This window comes from Methyloversatilis discipulorum, assembly GCF_000385375.1.
GTDB lineage: Bacteria > Pseudomonadota > Gammaproteobacteria > Burkholderiales > Rhodocyclaceae > Methyloversatilis > Methyloversatilis discipulorum_A.
Genome location: NZ_ARVV01000001.1, coordinates 3093183 through 3108870 on the forward strand (window position 1 = coordinate 3093183; position 15688 = coordinate 3108870).

General features: G+C 68.7%; 13 protein-coding genes. 4 read left to right on the forward strand and 9 right to left on the reverse strand.

Annotated elements, in window-relative coordinates; all coding sequences use genetic code 11:
* The first annotated feature begins 30 nt into the window (after window positions 1-30).
* Window positions 31-1683 (forward strand): phospholipase D-like domain-containing protein, encoded by a 1653-nt coding sequence (locus METRZ18153_RS0114500; RefSeq protein WP_020165406.1) that lies wholly within the window; start codon window positions 31-33, stop codon window positions 1681-1683.
* Window positions 1684-1693: 10 nt separating this feature from the next.
* Here METRZ18153_RS0114500 and METRZ18153_RS0114505 read toward each other — a convergent pair whose 3' ends face one another.
* The gene (locus METRZ18153_RS0114505) at window positions 1694-2536 is read right to left on the reverse strand and encodes a class I SAM-dependent methyltransferase (RefSeq protein WP_020165407.1); all 843 of its coding nucleotides are present in this window, start codon (window positions 2534-2536) and stop codon (window positions 1694-1696) included.
* A gap of 74 nt (window positions 2537-2610) precedes the next feature.
* Between METRZ18153_RS0114505 and METRZ18153_RS0114510 the strand changes: the two genes are divergently transcribed.
* Entirely contained in the window at window positions 2611-3042 is a 432-nt protein-coding gene (locus METRZ18153_RS0114510) for a helix-turn-helix domain-containing protein (protein ID WP_020165408.1), read from the forward strand.
* A 2-nt stretch (window positions 3043-3044) separates the two neighbouring features.
* Here METRZ18153_RS0114510 and METRZ18153_RS0114515 read toward each other — a convergent pair whose 3' ends face one another.
* The 3 genes from METRZ18153_RS0114515 to asd all read right to left on the reverse strand — a co-directional run bounded on the left by METRZ18153_RS0114515 (window position 3045) and on the right by asd (window position 5150).
* Window positions 3045-3782 (reverse strand): RES family NAD+ phosphorylase, encoded by a 738-nt coding sequence (locus METRZ18153_RS0114515; RefSeq protein WP_020165409.1) that lies wholly within the window; start codon window positions 3780-3782, stop codon window positions 3045-3047.
* On the reverse strand, window positions 3779-4174 hold the full coding sequence (locus METRZ18153_RS0114520; RefSeq protein WP_020165410.1) for an MbcA/ParS/Xre antitoxin family protein: 396 nt from the start codon (window positions 4172-4174) through the stop codon (window positions 3779-3781). The genes METRZ18153_RS0114515 and METRZ18153_RS0114520 overlap by 4 nt, the downstream gene beginning before the upstream one ends.
* Before the next feature lie 115 nt (window positions 4175-4289).
* Window positions 4290-5150, reverse strand: a complete 861-nt coding sequence (gene asd / locus METRZ18153_RS0114525) for an archaetidylserine decarboxylase (RefSeq protein WP_020165411.1) — start codon at window positions 5148-5150, stop codon at window positions 4290-4292.
* A gap of 321 nt (window positions 5151-5471) precedes the next feature.
* On the opposite strand from asd, the gene METRZ18153_RS0114530 reads away from it, so the two are divergent.
* Both METRZ18153_RS0114530 and METRZ18153_RS0114535 read left to right on the forward strand, forming a co-directional pair.
* Window positions 5472-6128: a PEP-CTERM sorting domain-containing protein gene (locus METRZ18153_RS0114530; RefSeq protein WP_232416055.1), complete on the forward strand. Its 657-nt coding sequence runs from the start codon at window positions 5472-5474 to the stop codon at window positions 6126-6128.
* A gap of 230 nt (window positions 6129-6358) precedes the next feature.
* A complete protein-coding gene (locus METRZ18153_RS0114535; RefSeq protein WP_020165413.1) occupies window positions 6359-8896 on the forward strand; it encodes an excinuclease ABC subunit UvrA in 2538 nt (845 codons plus the stop codon).
* Between the two features lie 22 nt (window positions 8897-8918).
* On the opposite strand, the gene METRZ18153_RS0114540 is transcribed toward METRZ18153_RS0114535, so the two are convergent.
* The 5 genes from METRZ18153_RS0114540 to METRZ18153_RS0114560 all read right to left on the reverse strand — a co-directional run bounded on the left by METRZ18153_RS0114540 (window position 8919) and on the right by METRZ18153_RS0114560 (window position 15673).
* Window positions 8919-9110 carry a YjfB family protein gene (locus tag METRZ18153_RS0114540; RefSeq protein ID WP_020165414.1) on the reverse strand — a complete coding sequence of 64 codons (192 nt, stop codon included), beginning with the start codon at window positions 9108-9110 and terminating at the stop codon, window positions 8919-8921.
* A gap of 92 nt (window positions 9111-9202) precedes the next feature.
* Window positions 9203-10489 carry a sulfate adenylyltransferase subunit 1 gene (locus METRZ18153_RS0114545; RefSeq protein ID WP_020165415.1) on the reverse strand — a complete coding sequence of 429 codons (1287 nt, stop codon included), beginning with the start codon at window positions 10487-10489 and terminating at the stop codon, window positions 9203-9205.
* 38 nt (window positions 10490-10527) lie between these two features.
* Window positions 10528-11478 carry a sulfate adenylyltransferase subunit CysD gene (gene cysD, locus METRZ18153_RS0114550; RefSeq protein ID WP_051091685.1) on the reverse strand — a complete coding sequence of 317 codons (951 nt, stop codon included), beginning with the start codon at window positions 11476-11478 and terminating at the stop codon, window positions 10528-10530.
* A 10-nt stretch (window positions 11479-11488) separates the two neighbouring features.
* Window positions 11489-14089, reverse strand: coding sequence for a YbcC family protein (locus METRZ18153_RS0114555; RefSeq protein ID WP_020165417.1), 2601 nt, complete (start codon window positions 14087-14089; stop codon window positions 11489-11491).
* A gap of 15 nt (window positions 14090-14104) precedes the next feature.
* Window positions 14105-15673 carry an NADH-quinone oxidoreductase subunit L gene (locus METRZ18153_RS0114560; RefSeq protein WP_020165418.1) on the reverse strand — a complete coding sequence of 523 codons (1569 nt, stop codon included), beginning with the start codon at window positions 15671-15673 and terminating at the stop codon, window positions 14105-14107.
* Window positions 15674-15688: the final 15 nt, after the last annotated feature.

The window sequence follows — 15688 nt, forward strand, 5'->3', positions numbered from 1 at the left end:
TGACGTCATCGCATCGCCCGGGGAATTCCCATGCGTGTACTGGTCACCAACGCCGACGACGACTTCCGCGTCAAGGCCTACGCCGGCACCAGCGGCGTGCTGCTGGCGATGGACGTCGACGCATCGCGACGCGCCGGCCTGCTCGGCTTCGCGATCGAGCAGAAGGAAGGCACGAAGAAGTGGCAGTGGCTGCTGAACAGTCTCACCTTCCCCGGCCGCGCGCACACGCTGGAAAAATGGGCGGCCACCCCGAGCAATCTGGCGCCGATACAGAAATTCCGCTGGGCCGACTACAGCATCGCGCCCGGCACCCGCTGCCGCTACCGCGTACATCTGGTGTACGGCAGCGCCGAGCGGCCTGAACTGGGCGAGTCACTGGAGCTGGCGGTCACCACCGACGACGGCAAACCCAGGGGTCATGGCGTCGTGTTCAACCGGGCGGTCGCCGCCAGCCAGGCCTTCGGCCGCAAGTTTCCCGAGCTCGACGCGCTGCTGAGTCGCCCGGAGAACAAGGACCTGCCGATCGAGAAATGGCCGGCCGCGCCGCGCGACTGGCTGCAGAACGGCCTGCTCGACCGGTTGCTCGCCTTCATCGCCCGCGCCAAGGATTCAACCTGGGCGCTGGACATCGCGATCTACGAATACGAACTGAAGGCCATCGCCAGCGCCGTGCGGGCGGCGCACCGGCGCGGCGCGCAGGTGCGCGTGCTCTATCACGGCAAGGCCGGCGACGAACAGACGGTGCAGAACGAGGCGGCGCTGAAATCGATTCCGAAGGCGAAGAAGCGGGCGCGCCTCACTTCGAAAATCTTTCACCACAAGTACATCGTGCTCAGCAAGCTCGGCCGCGGCGGCACCCGCACGCCGCGCGCCGTATTGTGCGGCAGCACCAATTTCACCGAGAACGGCGTGTACCGGCAGGCCAATGTCGTGCACACCGCCGACGACAAGGCGGTGGCGGCCGACTATCTGGCGCTGTTCGAACAGATCTGGGCCGCGCCCGGCGACGTTGCCGCCACCCGCGCGTGGATCAACGAACACAACCCGGTCGCGCCGACCGGCCGCATCTGGACCGGCTTCTCGCCGCGCTCCGGCGGCGGCGACCTTGCCGCCTTCGCCTACCTGATAAACGGCGCCAAAAGCGACCTGCTGTTCGCCACCGCCTTCGCGCTGCCGGAACCGATACTCGACGCCCTGCTCGGCAAGGCCAACGACCAGGTGCTGCGCTACGGCATCCAGAACAGCGCCAGCCGGATTACCGGCTTCCACGCCGATCGCACCGCCGAATTCACGACGCCGGCGCTGCTCACCAGCGGTCTGGAAGGCTGGGTCAAGGAAGGTCTGCGCGGCCAGCGCGGCAACCTGCTGGTGCACCTGAAAGCCATCGTCACCGACTTCACCACCGACCATCCGGTCATCCTCAGTGGCAGCCACAACCTCAGCGCCTCGGCCAGCAGCGGCAACGACGAGAACGTCCTTGTCATCCGCGGCGACACCGACCTTGCCGACCGCTACGGTCTGGAAGTGCTGCGCTTCTACGAGCACTACCGCTTCCGCTACTACGCGAAACTGCTGAAACTGAAGGAGGCGAAGCCGCTGTCGCCGGATGACAGCTGGGCCGACGCCTATTACCGCAGGGGCAATCTGAAGATGCTGTCCAGGCTGCGCTTCTCCGGTCGCTGAAGTGCTGCGCTCATGCGCGAGCCGATATCTCCCAGCACGCCGCCGTGAAGCGCACCATTCCGTCGTCTTTGTAGGGCCGGAAAGCTTCGTGTAGTGCATCGATCACGCGTGCGCGGGTGTCTGCGTCGGCCTGCTGCAGCGCGCCCCCGACCGGGCCGAGCAGCGTGAAGTAGCGTTCGAGCTTGACGGCCGGCAGCGCGCATTCGATGTCGAGCGGATGGATATCGACATCCTGCCAGCCGCTGCGCGCCAGCACCTCGCGTACGAAAGTCCGGTCGGCGAAGGCGAACTGGCCCGGCGCGCCCGGGCGACGCGCGGGCAAGTCGGGCAGCAGCGGTTTGGCCGCGCGCTCGGCGGTGGTCATGAAGGCGTTCTCGTCGCCGCCGCGCCAGGCGATGGCGTGCAGCGCACCACCGCTGCGCAGCGCCGCGCGCAAATGGGCAAACGCATCGACCGGGCGCTCGAAGAACATGACGCCGAAACGCGACACGATGAGGTCGGCGGCGCCGGGCGCAAAGTCATGCCGTGCGGCATCGGCGCAGACGAAGCACGCGGCCGAGGCGCTGGCCAGCGCGCGGGCACGGGCCGCGGCGATCATCGGCGCCGACACATCGACACCGACACAGTGCGCTCCGCTGTCCAGTGCCTCGGCCAGCGCCAGCGTGGTGGCGCCGGTACCGCAGCCGACGTCGATCACGCTGCGCGCGGACCTCGTCCGTGCCCCCTCGACCAGCCGTTCGGAGAAGGGCGCGAACAGCGCATCGAGCAGCGGCTGTGCCTGCACCCAGGCGTCTCCGGCCGGACCGTTCCACAAAGCTGACTGCGCGTCGCCGTGCGTCGTTGAAGCATCCATCGTTTCTCTCCTGACTTGCCCGCGATGTGCGGTGTGAGCACTATGCAAATTCAAGTCGACTTGAGGTCAAGCCCATGAGCGATCTGGATATCGCCGAAGTGGCGCAACGCGCCGGCGTCACCGCGGCGACCCTGCGTTTCTACGAGGAAAAGGGGCTGATACGTTCGATCGGCCGGCGCGGTCTGCGCCGCGTATTCGGCGAGGGCGTGCTGGAAAGACTGGCCCTGATTTCGCTGGGCCGCGCCGCCGGTTTCTCGCTGGATGAGATCGGCCGCATGTTCGCACCGGGCGGCACGCTGGACATCGACCGTGGGCTGCTGGCCGAACGCGCGGACGAAATCGAACACACGATACGCAGGCTGAGCGCGCTGCGCGACGGCCTCCGGCATGCCGCGGCCTGTCCTGCGCCCAGCCATCTGGAATGTCCGACCTTCCGCCGCATCCTGCGCGCGGCGGAATCGAAGTCGCTGATGCGACGCCTGCCTTCGCCCCGCAGGACGGTCTGAACTCAAGCCGCAGCGCGCCGCCCGAAATCGGCCGCGTCGATGCCGAACCACGCGACGCCCGGCGTCTTCTCGACGACGATGCATTCGCCGTCGAGCCGGTAAGTCAGTTGCAGGTGGTGACGCGGGCTGGACAGCACCGCCGGATTGAATACCGCAAAGTTCTCGCCCTCCGGCCGGCGCACCGACTGCACCACCAGGCCGGGATGGCCTTCGCGGTGGATGCGCGCGCCGACCGACTGCGGGAAGCTGTAATCGAGCGGATGCAGCAGATCCGGCCAGTCGGCCGTGAGCGGCCGGAAATCCAGCAATGCAGCGGCGCAGCCCACGACATAGACCTTGCGCTCGGCCGCCACCGATTCGCGCTCGAAACCGGCGTCGGCCAGCAGACCGTTGCGCCAGTGCCAGGCGGACTCATAGACCGTGGTCTCGACCGACTCCGAGCCGTACCAGACGCCGTGACGGCCGTCGGAAAAGCGGCTGGCCTGCCAGTTCTGGAAAGGCCAGGCGATGGCGTTGAACCACTCGGCGTCCTCGAACGGACGGTGCAGCACCGGCGTAGCCGAGCGGTAAGGCGGCGGCTTGGCGTCGCCCTCCACCTTCTGCGCCAGCAGCCACTCGGCCGGATCCTCGGTCAGGTCATCGAACAGGTCCTGCGAACTGCGCAGCGACACGATGTTGCGGAACACGTCGCGCTGCACCTCGGCCAGCGCGAGGCGGGCGAACAGATCGCCGAGACTCACTGGCCGCGCGCCCGATCCAGATAGGCGCGCACCATCAGCAGCCCGGCAAAGCCCCACTCCTTCACCACCTCGACCGGGGTGAGGTTGTCGAAAGCGCGGTTGCGGGTGCTCATCCAGCGGTAGGCGAGGTCGCGGTTCTGCGGGAACAGCAGGCGCAGGTTCTTGTGAATGCCCAGCAGGTGACCGACCCGCTCGTACTGGTCGCGGCTGGTGCCGATCGGCTCGCCGCGCCGGTAGCGCGCCAGCGCCGCCCGGTTGCTGGCGGCGATGCCAAGCAGCGCGGCCTGGTCTTCGGTGCCGAGCTTCCAGTGATCGAGCAGGGTCATGATCATGCGGGCCAGTGCGCCCCGGTCTTCCGAAGCGCTGATTCCCTTGTCTGCGATGGCGCCCATGACGGCTGTCCTCCGTGATTCCGAATCAAGCTGAAGCATAGCCCATTTGTTTCGATTCACACGGTGTTTGTTCCCATGGAAACAAACATTCAGGAACAGCGCCCGCGCAGATGCTTCAGCGCAAGGCCTCGGCCATCGCCTCGCCCATGCGCACCGAACGGCCCGGCAGCCAATCGGCGCGGGCGCGCAGCACGCCCTTCGGGAACAGCATGACGACGGTCGAGCCGAGCAGGAAGCGGCCCATCTCCTCGCCGCGGGCGAGCCGGATGTCCTGATCGTCGTAACGCCACTCGCGCAGGGTTCCGCTGCGCGGCGGATTGATCAGCCCATGCCACACGGTCTGCATGCTGCCGACCACCATGGCGCCGACCAGTGTCAGCACGAAGGGGCCGAAATCCGAATCGAACAGGCAGACCACGCGTTCATTGCGCGCGAACAGGCCGGGCACGCCCGCCACCGTCGCCGGGTTCACCGAGTAGAGGCTGCCCGGTACATGGACCATGCGCCGGAGCCGCCCGGCACAGGGCATGTGGATGCGGTGGTAGTCCTTCGGGCTCAGGTAGATCGAGATCGCTTCGCCGCCGTCGAAAAGATCGACCAGCGCCGCGTCACCGCCCACCAGCGCACGTGCGCTGTAGGGGTGCCCCTTCACCTGCAGCAAGGTGTCGCCATCGAGCTGCACGCAGTCGATCACGGTGCCATCGACCGGGCTGACGAAGGGCGCATCGGCCAGCGGACGGGCGCCTTCGCGCAGCGCGCGGGTGAAGAAATCGTTGAAGCAGGCGTAGTCCGCGGGGTCAGGCCGGGCCGCCTCGCTCATGTCCACGCCGTACTTGCGGATGAACCAGGGAATGATGCCGCGCGTCCAGGGCGCCCGCGAATTCGCCACGAATTCGGCGAAACGCGTCAGTGCCTGCTTGGGCATGCCGTGCTGGGCCAGCACGAAAAGGCGATCACGAAGATCAGGTGACGGCATTGTCGGGTCTCATGTGGGGGTGCCTCCCCGGGCGGATACGCAGGACGGGTGGCAACACGGCCGCGAGCTGCTGAACAGGAAAGCCCCGATTTTCTGGCCCCGCATATTAATTGAAGCATGGGCCACCGGCATGCGTCGCGCCCACCGATGAACGCATCGTCTGCCGGTCAGCCGGTCGCCGAACGGAATCGCCACCGCCGGTCGGATGCGCTATCGAAGCACATGTCCCGATGCTAGGCTCATAACTTCATCCAACCCGACGCCCAGGCTGGCCCACCGCAGCGTGCGGCTGCACCGGTGTCATTGAAAGAGGAGCGGAACATGAAGAGAGCCACTTCTGCATTGCTTTGCCTTGGCCTGATCGCCAGTCCCTGCGCATGGTCCGCCAGCGGACAGATCGACAGCTTCGGCGCCAGCCAGACCACGGTGCAGGCCGGCAGCACGGTGGATTTCTTCGTGTCCTTCAACGTGAACACCTCGTCCCGGATGGACGGTGGCAGTGACCCGATAGAACCTGCAGCGGTCGAGGGGTACCAGGAATGGATGATCAACTGGTACTGGTACGAGGCTGAAACGGTGACGGCCGTCTACCTGCAGGCCGCCGGCCAGAACTTCAACGACTATCCCGCTGGGTCGCCCGGCAGCTCATATGCCAACGGCTGGACCTTCTCGGTACTGTTCCCGACCGCCGGCACCTTCGACATTGTCGTCGGCGGCGGATGGAGCGCCACGAACGCCATCTCTTCCGGCAGTGAGATCGCTTACCGGGATTGCATGAGTGATGGGGGCGGCGGGCTGAGCTGCTCGTCATGGCAGTACAGCTATCCGCAGTACGACGACTTCTCGTCGACCGACGGTTCATTCGATGGCAAGTCGATCACCATCAACGTCACAGCGGTGCCCGAGCCGATGACAGCCGCACTCTGGCTGGCTGGTCTCGGATGCCTGCTGACCGCCCGCCGCCGCCGGCGCCCCTGAACGGCCCGGCCTCCTCGCCAGTGGGAGGCATCGCAGCGGAACACGCGATGCGTCGGGCGCCGGAGCCCGCCGGGGACGGCCGGGAACGGCACGCGTCCGGCACAGGGCCGGGCACAATGCGACGACATGGCAACATCTTCGCCCAGGCAAGGTCTGCCTGCCGCACAGGTGTCGGCCGCCCTTCCGTACCCTGTGCGGGTCCGTTTCCGTCCCACTTCCATCGCACGCGCATGAGCAAGGCCTCCTTCTCCAACCGACTCCCCGCCGCCGCCACCGTCCGCGTGCGCGGCGCCCGCGAACACAATCTGAAGGACATCGACGTCGAGCTGCCGCGCGACGCGCTGGTGGCGTTTTCCGGCGTATCCGGGTCCGGCAAGTCCTCGCTCGCCTTCGGCACGCTGTATGCAGAGGCGCAGCGGCGCTATCTGGAATCGGTGGCGCCGTACGCACGCCGGCTGATCGATCAGGCCGGCGTGCCGGATGTCGACAGCATCGAGGGCCTGCCGCCGGCGGTGGCGCTGCAGCAGCAGCGCGGCACACCGGGCGCGCGCTCATCGGTGGGCAGCGTGACCACGCTGTCCAGCCTGCTGCGCCTGCTCTACTCGCGCGCCGGCCGCTACCCGGCACGCCAGCCCATGCTGCAGGCCGAGGACTTCTCGCCCAACACGCCACAGGGCGCTTGCCCGGACTGCCACGGTCTGGGGCGCGTGTTCGAGGTGAGCGAAGACACGCTGGTGCTCGATCCGTCGCTGACCATACGCGAAGGCGCGGTCAGCGCCTGGCCGCCGGCCTGGCACGGCCAGAACCTGCGCGACATCCTGGTCAGCCTGGGCATAGACATCGACACGCCGTGGGCGAAGCTGCCGCGCAAGGTGCGCGACTGGATCCTGTTCACCGACGAACAGCCGGTGGTACCGGTGTATGCCGGCTTCACGCCGGAGGAAACGCGTCTCGCGCTGCGGCGGAAGATGGAGCCGAGCTATCAGGGCACTTTCACCAGCGCACGTCGCTACGTGCTGCACACCTTCGCCAGCACGCAGAGCACGCTGATGAGAAAGCGGGTGTCGCGCTACATGCGGGCGAGCGACTGCCCGGCCTGCGACGGCAAGCGGCTCAAGCGGGAAGCGCTGGCGGTCACCTTCGCCGGGCTGGACATCGGTGCACTGTCGCGCCAGCCGCTGTCCGAGGTGGCACGCCTGCTGGCATCGGCTGCCGCCGGCGAGGCGGATGCACGGCTGTCGGAGGAAAAGCGCCTCGCCGCACAGAGGCTGGCCGGCGACGTGGTCGACCGCGTCGAGGTGCTGCTGCGGCTGGGCCTGGGCTATCTGACGCTGGAACGCAGCACGCCCACGCTGTCGCCGGGCGAACTGCAGCGGCTCAGACTGGCCACCCAGCTGCGCTCGCAGCTGTTCGGCGTGGTCTATGTGCTGGACGAACCGTCCGCCGGCCTGCACCCGGCCGATGGCGAAGCGCTGTTCGACGCGCTGCTGCAGCTGAAGCAGGCCGGCAACAGCGTGTTCGTGGTCGAGCACGACCTCGACATGATCCGCCGCGCCGACTGGGTGGTCGATGTCGGTCCGGGCGCAGGCAGCGAGGGCGGACGCATCGTCTATAGCGGCCCACCCGCAGGTCTTGCCACGGCCAGGTCATCGGCCACCGCGCGTTTCCTGAAGTCCGACCTGCCGCCGGTGCGCACACCGCGCACGCCGTCCGGCTGGCTGGCGCTGCACGACGTGAGCCGCAACAACCTGCACCGGCTGGACGCGCGCATCCCGCTCGGCGTGCTGTGTGCGGTGACCGGCCTGTCCGGCTCCGGCAAGTCCAGCCTGATCAGCCAGGCACTGGTCGAACTGGTGGCGGAGCACCTGGGCCACGTGGTCGAGGCCGAGCCGGACAGCGACGACGGCGAGCAGCCGCCGGTCGACAGTGCGCCGACCGAAGGCCGGCTGGGCGAAGGCGCGGACGCGATACGCCGGCTGGTGCGCATAGACCAGAAGCCGATCGGCCGCACGCCCCGCTCCAACCTCGCCACCTATACCGGACTGTTCGACGAGGTGCGCAAGCTGTTCGCGCAGACGCCAGCGGCGCGCAAGCGCGGCTACGACGCCGGGCGCTTCTCGTTCAACGTGGCCAAGGGTCGCTGCCCGACCTGCGAGGGCGAAGGCTTCGTCAGCGTCGAACTGCTGTTCATGCCCGGCGTGTACGCGCCCTGCGCCGACTGCCACGGTACCCGCTACAACCCGGCCACGCTGGCCGTGTCCTGGCAGGGCCGCAATATCGCCGAGGTGCTGGACCTCACCGTGGATCAGGCCTGCGAGGTATTCACCGGCGAGCCGCGGGTACGCGCCCCGCTCACGCTGCTGAGCCGGCTCGGCCTGGGCTACCTTAGGCTGGGCCAGCCGGCGACCGAACTGTCGGGCGGCGAGGCGCAGCGCATCAAGCTCGCCACCGAACTTCAGCGCAGCGGACGAGGCGGCACGCTCTACGTGCTGGACGAACCGACCACCGGCCTGCATCCGGCCGACGTCGAACGCCTGCTCGCCCAGCTCGAAGTACTGGTCGATGCCGGCAACAGCGTGGTGCTGGTCGAACACGACATGCGGCTGGTGGCGCGCGCGGACTGGGTGATCGACATGGGGCCGGGCGCCGGCGCCGAGGGCGGGCGCATCGTCGCCGAGGGACTGCCGGCCGACGTGGCAAAGGCGAAAGGCAGCCGCACCGCGCCCTATCTGCGGCGGGCACTGGAAGGCGGGCGCGGGAAAGAGTGAGGGGTCCGCTCGGACCCCAGTCTCAGGCGTAGGTATCGATGATGTTCTTGCTGGCGGGCGGCGCAGGCTGAGGGGTCGGCAGTGCCTGCAGCAGTTGCGCGGCGTTCGACGCCTGAATGTCCAGTGCCTTTCTGAGCACCAGGGTGCCGGCGGCGTCGACCACCTTCTGCTGCGACATCGAGGTAGCGGCGCTGGCGATTGCGGAAACGTCCATGTGATCTCTCCTGCGCCGACGACCGGCGCGCTGACAGTCTTAACGACGCGCAGCGCGCCGGCTTGAACGCGGACCGTTCGTCGCCGCTCGCATCACGCCACGGCCTCAACGTCCACCACGATCATGCCCGCTGCCACCGTGTTGTAGGTGCTGTCGTCGATGACGACGAAAGCGCCGGTCGAGCGGTTCAGCACATAGGGGTCGGCAAACACCGGATGTGCCAGCTTGAAGCGCACGCGGGCGATGTCGTTCATCACGAGCCGTTCGGCGGGCATACGCTCCAGCGTGTTCACGTCCAGCCGGTGCTCGATGGCCACCAGCTTCGCCCTGACTTCACGCGTCGTATGACGGATCAGGTAGGTGCGGGTGCGGTCCATCGGCAGATCCGACAGCCAGCACAGGTCGGCGGTGATCTGGCGCAGCACCTGCGGCGGGTACTCAGGCGCCACGATCATGTCGCCGCGCGACACGTCGATGTCGTCGTCGAGCAGCAGCGCGACCGACTGTTCGGCCCCGGCGTGTGCAAGCGCTTCGCCGCCGATCTCGATGGCCCGAACCGTGGTGCTCAGGCCAGAGGGCAGCACGCTCACCGTATCGCCGACCGCGATGCGTCCGGCCTCGACCCGGCCCATGAAGCCGCGGTAATCGTGCAACGCGGGATTCGCCGCGTCCTGCGGACGGCAGACCCACTGCACCGGAAAGCGGAAGGGGTGGGCGTGCGGTGCCACCGCTGCCGGCGCGCTTTCCAGCATCTCCATCAGCGTGGACCCGTCGTACCAGTGCAGGTGTTCGCCACGGTCGACCACCATGTCGCCGCGCAGGGCGGACATCGGCACGAAGCGCGCCTGCCCGATGCCGACGCCGGCCGCGAACGCGAGGAAGTCATCGCGGATGCGCTCGAACACCGGCTGCGCGAAGTCGACCAGATCCATCTTGTTCACCGCCACCACCAGCTGCGGAATGCCGAGCAGCGCCGCCAGCTGTGCATGGCGACGGGTCTGCGTCAGCACGCCGCGGCGCGCGTCGATCAGGATGATGGCCAGATCGGCGGTCGACGCAGCGGTGACCATGTTGCGCGTGTACTGCTCGTGCCCCGGCGCATCGGCGATGATGAACTTGCGCCGGCCCGACGAGAAATAGCGGTAGGCGACATCGATGGTGATGCCCTGTTCGCGCTCCGCCTGCAGACCGTCGGTCAGCAGCGACAGGTCGATCGCTTCCATGCCGCGGCGTGCCGACGTGCGCTCGATCGCCTGCAGCGTGTCGGCGAGGATGGCCCGGCTGTCGTGCAGCAGGCGGCCGATCAGCGTGCTCTTGCCGTCGTCCACGCTGCCGCAGGTCAGGAAGCGCAGCAGGCCCTTGTCTTCAGATGTACTCATATGCGGTCCTCGATGACCGGTCGCAGCGCGGCCGGTGCTCAGAAATAGCCTTCACGCTTGCGCTGTTCCATCGACGCGTCGCCGGTCTGATCGTCCAGTCGCGTGGCACCACGTTCGGTCAGGTCGGTGCTCGCGGTTTCGATAAGGATGCGCGCGACGGTATCGGCATCCGACTCGACCGGCGCCGTGCAGGAAATGTCGCCGACAGTGCGGAAACGCACCCGCCGTAAGACGACCTGCTCACCAGGCCGCGGCAGGCTGGTCAGTTCGCCGCTGGCCAGCGGCACGTTCACCGGCACCGGCAGACCGTTGCGCAGCACCACCTCGCGCTCGTGCGCGAAATAGATGGACGGCAAGGCCAGCCGCTCGCGCTCTATGTATTGCCAGACGTCGAGTTCGGTCCAGTTCGAGATCGGAAAGGCGCGCACGTTCTCGCCCACATGGGTGCGGGCGTTGTAGAGGTTCCACAGTTCGGGGCGCTGGTTCTTCGGATCCCACTGACCGAATTCGTCGCGGAAACTCATGATGCGTTCCTTGGCGCGCGCCTTCTCCTCGTCGCGCCGGGCGCCGCCGATGCAGCCGTCGAAGCCGAACTCCTCGATCGCTTCAAGCAGCGTGACCGACTGGTGCCGGTTTCGCGATTCGTCGGCGTGCTTGAGTACGACCGAACCGCGACGGATCGAATCCTCGACCGAACGCACGATGAGCCGCTCGCCCAGTTCGGCGGCGCGGCGGTCGCGGAACTCGATCACCTCGCGATAGTTGTGGCCGGTGTCGATGTGCAGCAGAGGGAAGGGGAAGCGACCGGGCCGGAAGGCCTTCTCGGCGATGCGCAGCAGGCAGACCGAATCCTTGCCGCCGGAGAACAGCAACGCCGGGCGGGCGCACTGGCCGGCCACCTCGCGCATGATGTGGATGGCCTCGGCCTCCAGCCAGTCCAGATGCGACAGGCTGGCGTCGTCGCGCAATGTGGGTATGGGTGCATTCATGACAGGAACCTCACTGGACGGGAACGGCGGATGGCGCGGACGCCTTGGTCGCTGCGCCGCCGGTGAAAGGCAGCGACTGCCACTGGCCGGCTGCGTAGCGCAGCATCCGGGCGCCGTCGAAGCGCCACAGATGCAGCCAGCCGTTGTCGACCAGCTGGCGCACCACGGCATGCTTGCCGAGCACGCGTTCGATGGCGGCCGCCGGCGCGTCGATCGCGACGGTCAGGCGCACCGGTTCGTGCACCCAGCGCTCGCCGTCGTGCAGCGACTGCCGCGACAGGCCGATGCGCAGATCGCCGCCGTTGCCTTCGAACACGCCGATGCGCCCGCCGACCACGTTGTGCAGCAGCTTGTTGCCGCTGCCGAAGTGCGCCGGTGCGCAGGTCGAAGCGTGGTACTGCCAGTTGATCCAGTGCGTCACCAGCATCGGCGCGGTCATCAGCAGTTCGAGCAGGCTGCCGTCGGCATCGCGCGCGCTGTCGTAGTCGTGCAGGAAGGTACGCCCGTTCAGCACCGCCGATTCGCTGCGCGCACGCGGCGCGATGATGAAGGCGGCGTTGCCGGCCAGGCCCCACTCCGGCCGCGTCTGCGCACCGTCGTTGGCGCGGCGGCGCAGCTGTGACAGCAGCGCGCCATGACCGGCGCGCGGGTCCAGGCCGAGACTGGCGGCGCGCTCGCGCCTGACCTGGTCGCCGGCGTGGGCGAATACCGGCTCCAGACGCTCCCAGCGGGCGCGCGCCTCGGCCGGCAGCAGGTCGAGATCGAAGCCTTCGATCTCATCGGTCGTCGTGTTGTGCAGCCCGGCGACGAACACCGTCACGGCGGGGATGTCGATGCCACGCTGCACCAGCGCCGCACGCACTCCGGCATCGTTGAGCAGGCGCGCAAGCGCGCGGGCATTCACCTCGCCGGTCTGTCCGCAGCAGGCGCCACAGTCGAGCGCGGCGGCATGCGCGTTGTTGGCGCTCTGGCTGCCGTGACCGATCAGCAGCACCAGCGGCGCCAGTTCGCGCTCCAGACCCATCGCGCGCAGCACGCGCTCGGCCAGCGCCACCCGTGCGTCGAGGTCCAGCCCGTCCAGCGTCGGGCGGCACAGTGCGCGATAGCGCGACGGCAGGCCGTCGAGGTCGTCGCGCGCACGCGCCTCGCGTGACGGATGCAGCCAGCGCGCCAGCTTGCCAACGTAGCCGACGCCGGCCGCTTCGACGAAGGAGAAAGCCGCTCCCGGCCAACGACTCGCCGACCGCCACGAGCGCCGACCGGCGAACTGACGCTGGCGCGCCGTGGCCGCCTCGACATCGAGCGGATCGCCGTCGCTGCCGCCGTCGATGCGATCGGTCACCTCGATCGCCGGAGCCAGCAGGCCGGGCAGTTGCGGGCGGCGGGCGTCGGTGGCGAAGGGCGTGTAGGCGATGGGCAGGCCGAAGAAGCCGGCAAAACCGAGCGTGCGCATGCCCGGCCACACCGCCTCCAGTGCCCGGCGCATCGGTTCGCTGCGCACGTCGATGCAGAAGGCCGCCTGCACCTCCGGCCGCGTCGCCGGCGCGTCCAGTACCTGCGGGCTGCTGGCGCAGGCCAGTCGCAGCGCAAGATCCCGCTGGTAGGCGGCGTCGAGCGCCGACTGCCATACTTCGTCGATGCGCAGCATGTCCTCGGCGCGGGCGAGCGTCGCCGGTGCCTCGGCCCAGGCCGCCTGCACCGCGGCAAAGGAGCGTTCCGCCGACTGGTCGCAGTGGCCTTCGAGCAGCAGCGCGCCCCAGGCCAGCCGGATGGCCAGCAGATCGCGCAGGTGCGGGTCCGCACCGCCGCGCTGCGCGGCCTCCCAGCCGAGATAGGCGCACCACGACGCCCAGCCGTTCACCGTCAGCAGCACCGCCTCGAGGTAGTCGGCCCATGCCTGCTCCGGCAGGCCCAGGCGCTGCAGCACCCAGCGCTCGGCCTCGACGCGGTCGGCCGGCAGCGCATGCAGCCGCCGGCTCAGATCGGGCAGACCCATCAGCACGCCGATGCCGTGGTCGTGGCTCAGCGTGTCGCGCCAGAAGGCATACAGACCGCCGCCGCGCTCGGGCTGCCAGTCGGCCTGGTGCTCGTCGAAATAGGCGGCGCAGGTCTGGCTGACCTGATGGGTGATGGCCTGCCGCCAGGACAGCCGCTGGTGGCGCGCCGGGTCGTCGTCGAGCACGTCGATCAGCAGCGGCAGCCGGGGCAGTTCGGGTGTCAGGTCGAGGGCGGCGACGCAGGTGGCGGCATCCAGTCCGTCGGTCGTGCCCGGCGGCAGCGAGGTCAGTGCAGCCGTCAGGTCAGCCGCGGTGACGCGACCGCTGCGCCAGGCCTGCTGCAGAAGGTCGCGCGACGGAAACACCGGTATGCCAGCCAGTACCGCCATCCGTGCGGCAACCGTGCGCACGCTGTGGCCGATGCGCGACCAGTGCGGATTGACGGCGATCGCCCGGTCCAGCGGCCAGGCTGGCGCGATCGCGGCGCAGGCGGTGGAACAGGCGGCATCGATACGGCGCTGCAGCAGGTCGTCACGCGGCGCATCGATCGGCGCGACGAGGTCACGGGGCGGCTGCGTGCGGACGGCTTCGGGGACAGAGGTGTGCATCATCATCTCCAGGCGATCGAATCAGGGCTGCGCGGGGGCGAGGTCGGCGTCGCCGGTGCGGCCGGCGGCGACGGGCGGAATCCAGCGGGCAGGCCACAGCGTCAGCGCGAGACGGGTGTAGAACTCATCGACGTAGAAGCCGGCGTAACTCAGACGTCGCCAGGTGGACAGCCACTGCGGCCGGGTCTGCAGCACGACCATCCAGCCGTAGAGCAAGGTCATGCCGGCCAGCGTGACGAGGCCGGCGACCTCGTCGGGCCGGTCGTTGAGGCCGAGCGGCAGCCGATGCGCGACACCGGCGGCCAGCGTCAATCCGGCCACGGCAACGAGACCGGCAGCGCCCTGCCAGAGCGCAGCACGCGTGCGCTCGGTAGCGGACGGCAGCCACAGCAGAGGCGCCCAGGCCAGCGCCAGAACCAGCGTCCACCATTGCGGCCAGTGTGCACCCGCCAGCCACGCTGTCGCCAGCACGGCCGCGCCAGTGATCAGCGGCGCCAGCAGCAGGCTGGGCAGCGCGGCACGCTGTTCGCCCAGCATCCTGCGCAGCCGCGTATCCCGGACCACACCGGAGGCGGCGAGGAAGGCGTGCGCTTTGTACAGCGAGTGGCCGATCAGGTGCAGCGCGGCGAACATGTACAGGCCAAGGCCGCACTCGAGCACCATGAAACCCATCTGCGCCACGGTGGACCAGGCCAGCCTCACCTTGATGCTCACCCGCGTCAGCATGACCATGCCGGCCAGCAGCGCGGTCGCCAGACCGGCGATCACCAGCAGCCAGCGCGCAGCGGGCACCGCATCGAGCAGCGGCGAGAAGCGGATCAGCACGACGCCACCCAGATTGACGACGCCGGCGTGCAGCAGGGCCGACACCGGGGTCGGCGCCTCCATCACCTGGATGATCCAGCCGTGCGCCGGCAGCAGCGCGGTGCGCAGGATGACCGCGATAGCGACGCACAGCGCGCTCGCCTGCAGTGCCACCGATGCGCCGTGCGCGTCAAGATGGCGCCACAGTTCCGACAATGAGCCGCTGCCGACCTCGTTCCAGGCCAGCGCCGCAGCGATGATCAGCAGGACATCGGCGAGACGGTCGGCCAGGCTCTTCTTGTGCGCCGCAAGCAGCGCGAACGGGCGGTCGCCGTAGAAGCACAGCAGGCGCTGCAGCGCGACGCCGACCAGCGCCCAGGCGGCGATCAGCAGAACCCAGTGGTCGGCGATCAGCATCAGGTGCACCGCGACCAGCACGCCCGACAGCGCCGCCACGTAGCGGCGCTGTCCTGCCTCGCCCTGCAGATAGCGCGACGAGAACACGCCGATCACCGTACCGACCGCCTGCACCAGGATGGCCATCGCTGCGGTGAACGGGCCGAGCGCGATCCAGCCGTCGAGGCGCGGACCGGGCAGATCGCTTGCCAGCCACAGCAGCAGCGGCGTGGCCAGCGCCGCCAGCAGCGCGACCGCGGACAGCTGCGTGAAGCGGCGCCAAAGTGGCGCATCGTCGCGACCGCGCAGCCGGCTCAGCAGCATCGGCAGGGACATCAGCAGGGCGGGCAGCAGCGCGCCGGCCCCCGACTTCAGACTGTATGGATCCATTCCACATCTCCTCGA